Source organism: Streptomyces atratus (assembly GCF_014648655.1).
Lineage (GTDB): Bacteria > Actinomycetota > Actinomycetes > Streptomycetales > Streptomycetaceae > Streptomyces > Streptomyces atratus.
Map to the genome: position 1 here is coordinate 227,758 of NZ_BMRN01000004.1, position 12,062 is coordinate 239,819.

Here is a 12,062-nt window from a genome sequence, read left to right on the forward strand (position 1 = left end):
CGCTCCCGCATGCACCGTGCCGGAAGGTCGCCCGGGGCATCCTTTGCCGGGGCGTTCAGTCCAACGGGACGGTACGCAGGGCCCGTACGCCCGGCACGGTCGGAGTTTTGACGTTCAGCCGGCCCTTGTGGGCCACCCAAGGCGCCGAGAGGTGAAACCACACCCATCATGACAGTTCAGCGGCCCTTTTTCGTAGGACCGACGGCACAGCTCAGGAGCCTTGTCCCGCCCTGTTTCCGGCTCTCAGAATCACCGTCATGAATCATTCCGAGAACGTCGATCAGGACGCGGTGCTGCGAGCACGGACGATGCTGCTCGGATCCGGTGGGCTGAGCGTCGAGCAAGAGATCGACGCGTACCGGGTGCTGGCCGAGGTGAGCCCGCTGACCTACATGCCGAAGCTGTCCAAGGCACTGGTCTCGTTCGGTTACGCGCCGGAGTTCCGGGACCGCCCGGACATACAACTGGCCCTGCACACCGAGGCGGTGGCCGCCGCCCGGCGGATCGGCGCGCAGGAGCCCAAGAGGACGGAATTGCTCATCGACGCCCTGACCCCCTACCAGCGTTTGCTCTACACCGCGGGCCGGCGGACGGAGGGCTTCGCGATCTGTGAGGAGATGGCGGAGGCCGGGCGGCAGGGGTTCGAGCGGGGGCAGGTGCCGAGCCCCGTCTACGGGCACGGGCGGCTGGCCGCCGTACTGGCCGAGGACGGACGTCACCGGGAGGCTGCGGAGATCTGCGGGAGGATCGTCCGGGCCGCACGCTCGGAAGAGCCGTCCGATGTCTCCTTCTGGACCGTGGTCGAATGGGCGGCCGAACTGGACGCCGCCGGACTTCACGACGCGGCCCTGGACGCCTTCGCGGACATGGTGGACGCCTGCCGCCGAAAACTCGATGCCGGGAGCACGTCGCCGGCCATCCTGACGTGGGAACTGGTCCGCCATTCCCAGATGCTGGATGCGGCCGGGCGCAGGGCCGGGGCCGGGGCGGCCAGGAAAGAGGCTCTCGGCCTTCTTGCCGAGCTGGGGGAGACGGGGGAGCGCAAGAGCTGGAGCAACATCCTCTCCTGGTGGACCATGCTGCTCGGCCTGTCGGGCCGGGCGGAGGAGCCGGCGGCATCGGCCCGGACACCCGCGCCGCCGTTCGGTTCCACCCTCTGGTCGGGCGACACCAGGCAGGCGTACTTCGAGGGCCTCCCCGCCCTCGAAGAGGAGGCCGCCCGCCTGACCGAGGCGGCCGCGGCCGACCCCCGCCGCCATCTCCCGGGGCTGATCGCCACCCACCGCAGGATGACCATCCGTTCGGCGCTCCAGCGGGAGAACCGCACCCATCGCATCCTGAAGCCGCTCCGGCCGGTCTTCGACGAGGGTGTGGCATTCGCCCGCCGCCTGGACGGCCTGGGCGCGCAGGAGGGCCGGGCCCTGCTGGCCAGGGCCCTGACCGACCGTTCCATGTTCCTCCTCGCCGCCAAGCAGTACGGCGAGGCCCACGACGACTTCCTCGTGGTCACGACCCTGCTGGACTGACGGGAACAGAACGGCGGACGGGCCACAGAGGCGTGCGGGCGCGCTCATTCCAACGTGACGGTGCGCAGTGCCCGTACGCCGGCGCGGTCGGGGTTCCGCAACACGCCACAGAAGGTCAAGGACCTCACCGACGTAGTCTCCATCTCCGTCGGTTGCTACCACGTCCTTGCCCTCACGGCGGACGGCGCCGTCAAGTCCTGGGGCTGCAACGGCTTCGGTCAGCTCGGCAACGACTCCCTGATCGACAGCAACGTTCCGGTCGACGTTCTCCAGCTCTCCGCGGCCGCCGCCGTTCCGGCGCTGGCCGGGCCTCACCGGTGCGTCCACGGCCAACGCGGTGCCCGGCACGGTCTCCGGCGACGGCGGCAACCGCATCGGCACCCTGCGTGGCAACGGCGATGCCCACGTGAAGGAGGGCGGCCTCAGCGCGACCTGGGTCCGGGAGGCCGACGACGTCAGGCAGATCGCCCTGTCCGGCAAGCGCATCGGCGTCCTCAAGGGCGACGGCGACGCGCGGGTCAAGGAAGGCGGCCTGAAGGCGACGTGGGTCCTGGAGGCTGACAACGTCACCGAGCTGGCGCTGTCCTGACGCCTGACCGCTGACCACTGATACCTGCCGCGCCGCGCAACGGAGTTGATTCTCTGCGCGGCGCGGCGTCGTGTGGTCCGAGTCCGGTCAGCCGCTCACGGCGTACGCGACGAAGCCGGTCCAGGCGGCGGGGGAGAGGGCGAGCTGGGGGCCCTGCTCGACCTTGGAGTCCCGGACGTGGACGGTGGTGGGGCAGGTGGCGACCTCTACGCAGTCGTCGCCGGAACCGCTGCTGTAGGTGGACTTGCGCCAGGAGAGGGCGACTTCTACGCAGGAGTCGCCAGAGGGGCTGCTGTAGCTGCTCTTGAACCAGGCCAGGTCTGTGGTGCTCATGCTGCTCCTCGCATCCGCTGCAATAGGCTCACGGAGTATTCGAGGGAGTGAGCCTGTGAACGCATCCTGGCATACCGCATCTGGAGCGTGCTGACGACCTTTGGGTCGGACATGAAGTGGCCATGCTCCTGGCCTTCGCCGTAGCCGAACCACTTGTTCTCCGGTGTTTCCAGCAATTGCATGGGGCCGTGCAGTCCCGCATGGCGCTGGCGTACCTGCGGCATTACCTGGATCTCGATGTTTCGCAGCTGAGACAGATCAAGCACATGGTTGATGAGCTCCAAGGTGACGGCCCGCCCACCTGTGTGTCGCAGGAAGAGATGCTCTTCGAGGATGAAGCTGTAGTTGGTGTTCGGCCGATCCCGAAGCAGGCGTTGCCGCTCCATCCGCGCTGCGAGCTGGGCCTCGATCTGCTCGTCGCACAATGGGGGAAGCTGGTCAGCGAACGATGCGCGCGCGTATGCCTCCGGCTGCAACAGGCCTGGAATCAAGCGACATTCGTACGTGTATAGGCTTACCGCCTCTGCTTCCATCTGCGCCCACTGCCGGAACCAACTCGCCAATCCCGGTCGCCGTGACAGATGCTTGGCCGCGGCCCTGATGACCCCGAACGCATCCAGCACGTCCTCCGCGCGGTCCACGAAAGCCGACGGCGGGAACCGTCGCCCCTGCTCGATCGAGGCGACCGTCGGCGCCGAGTAATCCACCATCGGGGCGAACTGCTCCTGGGTCAGCAGCGCTCGCTTACGGAAGACCTTGACGACCTCACCGAACGCCTTCAGGCTGTCCGAGGGTTCCGGCTCCCCGTTCGCGCCCGTCGCCCCGCCCGTTCCGCCGACGCCGTCCGTCATGTCCGGCCACCTCCCGTGCCTTGCCTGTTCCGGTCCGCAACTCGCCCATGGTCACGGCCTGTTACGCGTACCGTCTACCCTCCGCACCCGTACGCTGACTCAGCGTACGAGTTGCTGAGCTGGTCCGATGGGTGTTCCGGCCGTCACGGTGGGCGCATGGAAGCACTCTCCACTCCGCAATCGCCGTTCACCGTAAGTGTGTTCGCGCAACGCTTCAGCTCCACGCCGCGAGGAGCAAGGCTCGCCCGGCATCTAGCACTGCACGTGCTGCATGACTGGGGCATCCCGTACCGCAGTGACGCATCGGAGACGGCGGCGCTGATCATTGCCGAGCTGGCCGCGAACGCGGTAACGCACGGCCGGGTGCCGGGCCGTGACTTCGACTTGCGGCTCACCCACGCACCGGGCGACACACAGGTACTCGGCGTCCTGCGGATCGAGGTAGCTGATACGCGGGGCGAGCGGCGCCCACCGGGGCCGGGGGAGCTTGCACCGCCGCCGCTCGGTTCCGGCAGCGGGCACGGGCTGATTCTGGTCGAGGCGCTGGCTGACCGGTGGGCGGTGCTGGACCGCGTATCGCCGGGAAAGACGGTCCGCGCCGAGCTGGACCTGCTCTACTGACGGGCGCGGGAGCACCCGTCGCGGCCGGATCATCCGGGCAGTGAGGACGCCTCACCGAAGGCGGCCAGCAATTGGAGCGGAAACTCGGGATCGGCCTGGCCGATGGTCAGCGCGAGCCATCGGCCGGGAGCGGCAGGTCGCCAGACCTGCATGCTGCCTGCGACGCCGCACAGGAAGTTCAACGGCTCGGGTGCCACGAAGTCGGGGTCGGGACTGTCGAAGCCGAGATACGGCCACAGGTCGATGGTCTCGGGTTCACCCCAACGGTCAGTCAGAACCGCTGCCAGTACGGCGAGATCGGCTTCAAGTGCCTGCTCGGCCGCTTCGACGGTTTCCGTACTGCGGTCCTCCCAGAAGTCCTGGCTCTCCCGGAGCACGACCAGGTGATATCCGGGGCCGCTCCACCGCTCTCCTTCCCCCTGCCGCTCTTCCTGGTCGGGGAACGGCAGTGCGCCGAGGCTGCAGATGACGGACAGTTGGTCATTCGTCGAACGTGTCGGACGCTGGTTCTGCACGGTCGCAGCCTAAGCCTCGATCCGCCGAGCAATAGCCGGTCCAAGGCTTGGGCATGAATACGCGGATGCCCTCTGAGCTGGGACGATGGGACCCTCGGCGACCACTTCAAAACCGCCTCGATGGATCGAGGCTTAGTCAGTGGCGGCTGAGATAGGTGAGGACTGCGAGGACGCGGCGGTGGCCACTGTCGGCCGGTGAGAGGCCGAGCTTGGCGAAGATGTTGCCGATGTGTTTGTGGACGGCGTTCTCGGTGATGACGAGCCGGGCCGCGACCGTGGCGTTGTCCTTTCCTTCGGCCATCAGGGCGAGAACTTCGCGTTCGCGTGGCGTGAGGGCGGCAATCGGGTCGCGGGCGTGACGGGTGAGGAGCTGCCCGATCACCTCGGGGTCCATGACGGTACCGCCGGCGGCGACCCGCCGCAGTGCGTCGATGAACTCGCTCACCCGGCTCACCCGGTCCTTGAGAAGGTAGCCGACGCCGCCGCGTCCATCGGAGATCAGCTCGCCGGCGTACTGCTGCTCGACGTATTGGGAGAGGACGAGCACGGGCAGGCCGGGGTGCTGGCGACGGGCGTGGATGGCGGCGTGGATGCCCTCGTCGCGGAAGGTTGGCGGTAGCCGTACGTCGACGATGGTGACGTCCGGTCGGTGTTCGGTGACGGCAGCGACGAAGCCGGGGGCGTCCTGGGTGATCGCGGCGACATGAAAGCCCTTGGCGGTCAGCAGGAGTTCCAGCCCATTGGACAGCAGGACGTTGTCCTCGGCGATCACGACCCGCACGCCAGCCTCACAGTGATCGTGGTCGGGCCGCCGCTGGGGCTGTGGATGTGGACTGTGCCGTCGAGCGCCAGGACACGGTGGCGGATTCCGGCGATGCCGGTACCCAGCGTCTCGTCGGCGCCGCCGACTCCGTCGTCGGTGACCTCGATCGACAGCCGGTCACCTTCGCGTGCGACGCGGACGGTGGTCCGGGTGGCCCGGCTGTGCTTGGCAACGTTGGTGAGCGCCTCGGCGATCGTGAAGTAGGCCACGGCCTCGACCGCGGCGGGGATCGTGCCGAGGTCGCCGATATCGAGGGTGGTGTCGATCGCCGATCGGGTCCCCAGCGCGGCCAGCGCCCCGGCCAGGCCGCGATCGGCGAGGATCGGCGGGTAGATCGTCCGGATCACCGCACGAAGCTCCACCATGGCCTCCTCGGTACTCTCATGCGCTTCCTCCAAGAGTCTGGCCACCGTCTGGGGGTCCTCGCTCAGCGACTCACGGGCCACGCCCAGCCGCATCGCGATGGCCACCAGCCGGGCCTGGGTGCCGTCGTGCAGGTCACGTTCGATCCGGCGGAGTTCCGCGCCGTGCGCGTTCATGGCGTCGGCCCGCGTCTCGGTCAGCGTCTCCACACGCTGCGCCAGCCTCTCGGCGGCCGAGGGGGACAGCAACGCAACACAGATCCGGGCGTGTAGGCGCGCCAGCGGTGGAACCAGCCAGTAGGTCAGGGCCGCGAAGATGACGACTTGTGCGGTCCCCAGGGTCAAGGCCGTGCCCCACCCGGACAGTGGAACACCGGCCGCGAAGCCGCCCGCGCGGGTGCCGGCGGGCAACGCCCACCACAAGGGCACCGTGACGGCCGTGGCCACCGCGTTACCTGCGCACAGCACCACGACGAGCCCGAACGCCAGACTGGTCACCATGCATGTGCACAGCCACCCGAGAACACGCCACGTACCGACACGGACGGGACCGGAACGCGGAGAGAGCAGCAGCCGGTCGGCGCGGCGACGATGCCAGGACGCCCAGGCGCGAGCCATCATCGGGACGATGAGTACGGGCAGCGCGAACAGGGCGACCGCAGCGGTGAACAGGCTTCCCAGTAGATAGCCCAGACCGCGCCACATCGCCGAAAGCCGACTGGCCCCATGGTGGTTCATTCGCACAAGTCTGAGTCATGGCGACCGAGCCCGGCACTACAGCCCACTACCCCTTTTTCTCACGGGTGAGCGGTACCGTCTGCTCACCTCAGCCAGACCTAGTGTCAACGCCCATGAAGAGTTCACCGATTCGTACACCGCGGCGGCGCGGCCGATCCATCCGACGGAACCTGACGCTGGCCGCCATCGTGGCCGGAACCCTTTCCACCAGTGTGCCCGGCGCAATAGCCACCCAACAGCAGGACGACCGAATCCAGCTCCGGATCCAGAACGACGCCGATGCGCTCACCGCACTCGGCGTGACAGGAGTGCAGGCCCGCCTGGTCACCTCCGACGGCCGGAACCTGACTGCCACGAGCGGCGTCGCCGACCTGACGGACCGTCGGCCGGTTCCTCAGGATGGTCATTTCCGGATAGCCAGCGTCACCAAGGCGTTCGTGGCGACCGTGATCCTGCAACTCAGCGGCGACCACAGTCTCTCCCTGGACGACTCGGTCGAACGGTGGTTGCCCGGTGTGGTCTCCGGAAACGGCAATGACGGTCGCGCGATCACCATCCGCCAACTGCTCCAGCACACCAGCGGCATCCACGACGACTACCCGGACTACACCTCGGCGGAGGACTTCTACCGGCACCGATACGACACCTACACACCCGAGCAGACCGTCGCCCGGGCGATGCGCCACCGCCCGGACTTCCAGCCCGGCAAGCACTGGCGTTACGGCAACACCGGTTACGTCCTGCTCGGCCTGATCATCGAGCGCGTCACCGGGCACCCCTGGCATGAGGAGGTAAGGGATCGGATCGTCCGGCCGCTCGGCCTCGATCACACCTTCTGGCCGGGTACTTCACCCACACTGCCCCAGCCACATGCCGAGACCTATCAGAGGTTCAAGGCCGACGAGCCGCTCGTGGACGTCACCGAGCAGGTCGGCTCGGGAACCAATGGAGAGGCCGGGCTCGTCTCCACCACCGCCGATCTCAACCGATTCTTCCGCGCCCTGCTCGGCGGCCGACTCCTGCCACCGGCGCAGCTGACGCACATGAAACGGACCATCCGGGTCAGCAAGGAGTTCAAGCAGTTCATGCCGGGCGCCCGTGACGGGCTGGGGCTCTTCTCACGCCCGCTGTCCTGCGGCGGGGTGTACTGGGGCCACGAGGGCGGCGATTCCGGCTGGATCAGCGCCGCCGGCGTCACCGCCGATGGCCGGCGCAGCGTCACGGTCTCGTTGTCGGGCGTCCTCACCGATTCCGCGGACGACGTCCAGCGCGTGGCACAGGCCGAGAGCAAGCTGATCGACGACGCCCTGTGCACGACTCCGAACGCCGACCGTCAGCGGCGTTGAGGTCCTCCGCATGGAGTGGGTACGGGACATCTGCGCGGCGCACGGTCCGGAATCAGGAAGGCCTGGCGGCGACGGCGGCGTACGCACTCCCGCAGCGGATCCGGCGTCATCTCGACTACATCGCCTGGCTGGTCGATAGATGCAACACCGGCTCCGGAGTCAACCCCCGACGGAATTCCGGAGCCAACCACTGAGCCGCGATGCACCGACGGCGGATGCGGGGCCGGCGCCGGTGGAGCGTCTGGCAGAGCAGGCGCGGCTGCTGCAACTGACCGGCCGGGCGATCACCCCCTGTGCCGCAACGACCGACGGTTCGCCAAACCGCAGCACAAGCCCGTCGCTAGCGTGGTGCTCGGCGGTCGCGGCGTGCCGTGCCTGTAGGTACGCTCGCACCAGCCCGTCCTTGGTGCCGAAGGCGTTGTACAGCGTTGCCTTCGCGGCCCCGGCGTGCGCGATGACCCGGTCGATCCGGACCGACCGCACGCCCTCGGCGCAGAACAGCTCGTCGGCGGCGGTCAGCAGCCGCGCCCGTGCTGCGTGCCTGCGGTGAGAGCACCTTCGTAGACATACCCGCCCAGTGACCAGACAGGTCTGTCCGGATTGGAGATGTTGGCCGGACACGCCGGTCTGGAGAACGATTCGGAGAGGTGCATCCCATGTCTGTGGAGCACGCGAACCCCGACCTGCACCCCACTACTGCCCTGGTCACCGGGGCCACGTCCGGCATCGGCCGGGCGGTCGCCAAGCGGCTCGCCGCCGACGGAATGTCCGTCGTCGTGGCCGGCCGCAACGCCCGGCGCGGCGCCGAGACCGTCAAGGAGATCACCACCGACGGCGGCCGGGCGCGGTTTGTCGAGGCGGACCTTGAGGACCCGGCCGGCATCGACCGGCTCGCCGCGGAGGTCGGTTGTTCTGCGAGCCGAAGCGGTCGCCGGTACCCCGGCACATGGTCGCGGCAGCAGGCCCGGAACCATGCGCCGTGATGGTTCTCCCGGGTGGTCATGGGGGCGGGATCATCCGGGGAGGGTAATCAGGGATCCGTGCCGCCAGTCCTGTCCCGTACCCGCTCTTTAGAGGAGCCGTCGTGAAATTCGGGGTCTCGACCTTCATCACCGACCAGGGCATCAGCCCCACCTCGCTCGGAACCGCCCTTGAGGAACGCACGTTCGACTCGCTGTTCATTGCCGAGCACAGCCATATTCCGGCGAGCCGCGAGACGCCCTACCCCGGCGGTGGTGAGTTGCCGGAGATCTACTACCGCACCCTCGACCCCTTCGTCGCCCTGACCGCGATCGGTGTGGTGACCGAGCGGCTGCTGCTGGGGACCGGCATCGCGCTGATCCCGCAGCGCGACCCGATCACCACGGCGAAGGAGGTGGCCTCGCTCGACCTGGTCTCCGGTGGCCGAGTGATTCTCGGCGTCGGTGTCGGCTGGAACCGTGAGGAGATGAGGAACCACGGCACCGACCCCGCCACCCGCGGCCGGCTCACCGACGAGCGGCTGCGCGCCATGCGGGAGCTGTGGACCGAGGAGAAGGCCGAGTTCCACGGCGAGTTCGTGAACTTCGATCCCGTCTATGCCTGGCCCAAGCCCGTGCAGCGCCCCCATCCACCGATCTACGTCGGCGGTGGCGAGGGCGCGTTCCGACGGGTGGCGCAGCTCGGAGACGCGTGGCTGGCCAACAGCATGTCGCCGCAGGAGCTCGGTCCGCAGATCGAGCGGCTGCGCGCCCTCGCCGACCGCGAGGTGCCGGTGACGGTGTACGCGGCTCCCGACGACCCCGGGCAGGTCGAGGGCTATGCCGGTCTGGGGGTCGAGCGGCTGCTGTTCTACGTACCGACGATGCCGGAGCGGGAGACGTTGGAGTACCTGGACCGACTGGCCGAAGTCGCTGCCCGGTACCGCTGAGGCGCCGGAGAGCGCTGCGCCTCGGAAGTGGGACCGATCCGAAAGTCCGTAACCGACACGACTGTTGGGAAGACGCGCAATGCCTGCTCTGACGAGTCTTGAGGCACGGGAGCGGTTCGCCGCGGCGCGCATCGCCCACCTTGCGACGGCCGACACGGAGGGCCGCCCGCACCTCGTTCCGGTGGTGTTCGCCGTGGACGGCGACACGGTGATGCTGGCCGTGGACCACAAACCGAAGCGGACGACGCGGCTGAAACGTCTGGCCAACATCGCCGCCAACCCGTCGGTCTGCCTGCTCACCGACCACTACGAGCAGGACTGGGACCGCCTGTGGTGGTCCCGGGCCGACGGCGAAGCCCGTGTGCTCCCGCCGCCGGACCGGTCCCCCGAAGCAGCCCGCTGCATCGGCCTGCTCACGGCGAAATACCAGCAGTACGCCGGCCGGCCACCCGGCGGACCGGTGGTCGAGGTCTCGGTCCTGCGCTGGAGCGGCTGGCGCGCCTCATGACAGCACGTCGGCATAGGGTGCGAGCACTTCGGCCTTCAAATCCAGGAGGCGCCCCGGGCGCCTGCGGGCGAGCAGCCGCGTCGTCGGGCGCCTGATGCCGGAAGCGCCCCGGGGTACCACTGCCGGCAGCCCTTCGACGTATCGGGCGGACACGCCCGTACCGCCCGCCCCGGCCTCCTCCTGGCTGTTCAATCGTGTACGCCGTCTGCTCCGGGCATCCCGGGGTCGCCCTCCGGGCGGACCGGCCGCCTCTCGCAGCGCGCTGCCGTCCCGGGTTCGAGGCGGACAGGGTCGACCGCGGCAAGCCAGGCATCGGCGATCAGCCTGTGGCCGAGGGCACTTGGATGGACCCCGTCCGGGGCCAGCTCCGCTGCCCCCCTCTCCTCCGCGGCGCGGAGCAGGGTGAGGTCCGCACGAACCACCTGGGCTTCGTTGGCCGGCGCGGCGCGAAGGACGGCGTCGATACGGGGCGACAAGTCCTCGTACCAGTCCTGCTGGTCGGAGGTGACCGGGAGCAGGAATGGGGTGATGACGACCAGTCGTGCGGACAGTTTCCGCGCGGTGACCGCGAGGAGGCGGTCGAGGCATGCCTCGAACTCGTCGACCGGGCTGATGAGTCCCCGGTCATAGCGCCGCCAGGTGTCATTGATGCCGATCTTGACCGTGACGATGGTGGGCCGGTGGTCGATGACGTCGGTGGTCCAGCGGGATTCGAGGTCGTACACACGATTGCCGTTGAGCCCCTTGTTGATGACAGCGGGGCCGGGCCCGGCGCTCGCCCGGGCGCGCAGGGTCTGCGCGATCTCCTGGACGTATCCGCTGCCGAGCGATGCGGAACGTGTGCGGTCGCGGCCCGCGTCGGTGATGGAGTCACCGATGAACAGGAGCGTGTCCTTTTCGTTGATGCGCATGTCTACCGTTCTGGCGTCGGGGTGGTGGGAGGGGAGCCGCTCGTCAGCAGGCCGCGTACACGCATGTCGTTGCGCAGCTCGGCCGACGAGCGGTCGAGCAGGCGTCTGATCGCAGGAACGTTCTCCGGGCCGCCCATGCAGGCGACAGGGCAGATCACCACGGGACAGCGGACCGCCTTCGGGCGGTCGGCTACGCCGGAGGCCCAGGTCGGTGAGCTGCCGCGCGCCGCAGCGTAGCGGCCTCGCGCGCCAGCACGGCGGGATCGTCGCCGGGTACGAACTCCAAGAGTGCCTCAAGCTCCACGTGCCGCTCCTTCAACAAGTCGAAGACCCCGGCCCACAGGTCCGCACGCTCTGCCAGCCGCAGTCGGCGATTGCCCGGCCACCACGAAAAGACATGCACCGCGCTGACCCGGTCGCCGAGTGCGGCGAGCCCCGCCAGCGCCTCCGCGTCGGGAACGTCGAGCGGCGGCTGCCAGTACGTGCGGAGATTGTCCGCGCCTACCTCGTCCAGTAGCCGGAGAGTGGAGGTGACGGTGTCGGTGAGGGTCATCGAATGGAACTCCAGCGCGAGCTCCAGCCCGTGGTCCGCGGCGATCGCGGCCGCCTCCCGGAGGCCGGCCACGATCCCGCGCCGCTCCTGCGGCGTGGCGGCCCGCGACCCGACTCCGCCCGCCCAGACCCGCACCCGCGGCGCCCCGAGGAGCACCGCGGCGCGGGCGACCGCCGGGAATTCGGCCGGCTCGCCGGGGGTGGCGCGGAAGTACGAGCCGTACGAGCAGCAGGTGAGCCCGTACCTGTCGCAAGCGTTGCGGGCCGCGCGGACAGTGCCGGGGTCCTCCGGAGGCGCATGCACGTCCGCTCCCCACTCGATCACCTCCAGTCCCGCGTCCGCGGCGCGGCGTGCGACCTCGGCGGCGGGCAGCCGCCGGAAGGTGACCGAGCACAGACCCAGCCTGGTCACGGTGCCACCCGACCCGGTCGGTGGACGGCTCGGAACGCGGTACGCCGCGCTACGCCCTGGTGTCTC

Annotated in this window: 15 protein-coding genes and 1 pseudogene; 8 read left to right on the forward strand and 8 right to left on the reverse strand. The window is 69.0% G+C overall.

What is annotated here, in order from left to right:
- The first annotated feature begins 257 nt into the window (after nt 1-257).
- The 3 genes and pseudogenes from IEZ15_RS09020 to IEZ15_RS44555 all read left to right on the forward strand — a co-directional run bounded on the left by IEZ15_RS09020 (nt 258) and on the right by IEZ15_RS44555 (nt 2,115).
- Nucleotides 258-1,526, forward strand: a complete 1,269-nt coding sequence (locus IEZ15_RS09020; protein WP_189275622.1) for a hypothetical protein — start codon at nt 258-260, stop codon at nt 1,524-1,526.
- A 60-nt stretch (nt 1,527-1,586) separates the two neighbouring features.
- Nucleotides 1,587-1,793: pseudogene (locus tag IEZ15_RS44550) on the forward strand (hypothetical protein); the annotation flags it as partial.
- Nucleotides 1,794-1,863: 70 nt separating this feature from the next.
- Nucleotides 1,864-2,115: a hypothetical protein gene (locus IEZ15_RS44555; RefSeq protein WP_229845825.1), complete on the forward strand. Its 252-nt coding sequence runs from the start codon at nt 1,864-1,866 to the stop codon at nt 2,113-2,115.
- Between the two features lie 87 nt (nt 2,116-2,202).
- Here IEZ15_RS44555 and IEZ15_RS09030 read toward each other — a convergent pair whose 3' ends face one another.
- Entirely contained in the window at nt 2,203-2,448 is a 246-nt protein-coding gene (locus IEZ15_RS09030) for a DUF397 domain-containing protein (protein ID WP_189275626.1), read from the reverse strand.
- On the reverse strand, nt 2,445-3,299 hold the full coding sequence (locus IEZ15_RS09035; protein WP_189275628.1) for a helix-turn-helix domain-containing protein: 855 nt from the start codon (nt 3,297-3,299) through the stop codon (nt 2,445-2,447). Before IEZ15_RS09035 ends, IEZ15_RS09030 begins: the two co-directional genes overlap by 4 nt.
- A 156-nt stretch (nt 3,300-3,455) precedes the next feature.
- Here IEZ15_RS09035 and IEZ15_RS09040 point away from each other — a divergent pair, with 156 nt between their 5' ends.
- Nucleotides 3,456-3,920 (forward strand): ATP-binding protein, encoded by a 465-nt coding sequence (locus IEZ15_RS09040; protein WP_189275631.1) that lies wholly within the window; start codon nt 3,456-3,458, stop codon nt 3,918-3,920.
- A 29-nt stretch (nt 3,921-3,949) separates the two neighbouring features.
- Here the strand turns inward: IEZ15_RS09040 and IEZ15_RS09045 are convergent, their stop codons facing one another.
- From IEZ15_RS09045 to IEZ15_RS09055, 3 genes are all read right to left on the reverse strand, one after another.
- Nucleotides 3,950-4,435 (reverse strand): hypothetical protein, encoded by a 486-nt coding sequence (locus IEZ15_RS09045; protein WP_189275633.1) that lies wholly within the window; start codon nt 4,433-4,435, stop codon nt 3,950-3,952.
- A gap of 136 nt (nt 4,436-4,571) precedes the next feature.
- Complete coding sequence (locus tag IEZ15_RS09050) at nt 4,572-5,216, reverse strand: LuxR C-terminal-related transcriptional regulator (protein WP_189275635.1); 645 nt, start codon at nt 5,214-5,216, stop codon at nt 4,572-4,574.
- Nucleotides 5,204-6,358: a sensor histidine kinase gene (locus IEZ15_RS09055; protein WP_189275637.1), complete on the reverse strand. Its 1,155-nt coding sequence runs from the start codon at nt 6,356-6,358 to the stop codon at nt 5,204-5,206. Before IEZ15_RS09055 ends, IEZ15_RS09050 begins: the two co-directional genes overlap by 13 nt.
- Nucleotides 6,359-6,546: 188 nt before the next feature.
- Between IEZ15_RS09055 and IEZ15_RS09060 the strand changes: the two genes are divergently transcribed.
- Nucleotides 6,547-7,704, forward strand: a complete 1,158-nt coding sequence (locus IEZ15_RS09060; RefSeq protein ID WP_229845806.1) for a serine hydrolase domain-containing protein — start codon at nt 6,547-6,549, stop codon at nt 7,702-7,704.
- Nucleotides 7,705-7,863: 159 nt separating this feature from the next.
- On the opposite strand, the gene IEZ15_RS09065 is transcribed toward IEZ15_RS09060, so the two are convergent.
- The gene (locus tag IEZ15_RS09065; RefSeq protein ID WP_268250360.1) at nt 7,864-8,325 is read right to left on the reverse strand and encodes a TetR/AcrR family transcriptional regulator; all 462 of its coding nucleotides are present in this window, start codon (nt 8,323-8,325) and stop codon (nt 7,864-7,866) included.
- A gap of 35 nt (nt 8,326-8,360) precedes the next feature.
- On the opposite strand from IEZ15_RS09065, the gene IEZ15_RS09070 reads away from it, so the two are divergent.
- The 3 genes from IEZ15_RS09070 (at nt 8,361) to IEZ15_RS09080 (ending at nt 10,121) form a co-directional block, all read left to right on the forward strand.
- Complete coding sequence (locus IEZ15_RS09070; protein WP_189275639.1) at nt 8,361-8,687, forward strand: SDR family NAD(P)-dependent oxidoreductase; 327 nt, start codon at nt 8,361-8,363, stop codon at nt 8,685-8,687.
- A 101-nt stretch (nt 8,688-8,788) separates the two neighbouring features.
- Nucleotides 8,789-9,613 (forward strand): LLM class F420-dependent oxidoreductase, encoded by an 825-nt coding sequence (locus IEZ15_RS09075; RefSeq protein WP_189275641.1) that lies wholly within the window; start codon nt 8,789-8,791, stop codon nt 9,611-9,613.
- A gap of 79 nt (nt 9,614-9,692) precedes the next feature.
- Nucleotides 9,693-10,121: a TIGR03668 family PPOX class F420-dependent oxidoreductase gene (locus tag IEZ15_RS09080; protein WP_189275643.1), complete on the forward strand. Its 429-nt coding sequence runs from the start codon at nt 9,693-9,695 to the stop codon at nt 10,119-10,121.
- 188 nt (nt 10,122-10,309) lie between these two features.
- Here the strand turns inward: IEZ15_RS09080 and IEZ15_RS09085 are convergent, their stop codons facing one another.
- Together IEZ15_RS09085 and IEZ15_RS09090 are read right to left on the reverse strand one after the other, a co-directional pair.
- On the reverse strand, nt 10,310-11,032 hold the full coding sequence (locus tag IEZ15_RS09085) for an SGNH/GDSL hydrolase family protein (protein WP_189275645.1): 723 nt from the start codon (nt 11,030-11,032) through the stop codon (nt 10,310-10,312).
- A 190-nt stretch (nt 11,033-11,222) separates the two neighbouring features.
- Nucleotides 11,223-11,996 carry a sugar phosphate isomerase/epimerase family protein gene (locus IEZ15_RS09090; RefSeq protein ID WP_189275647.1) on the reverse strand — a complete coding sequence of 258 codons (774 nt, stop codon included), beginning with the start codon at nt 11,994-11,996 and terminating at the stop codon, nt 11,223-11,225.
- Between the last annotated feature and the right edge of the window lie 66 nt (nt 11,997-12,062).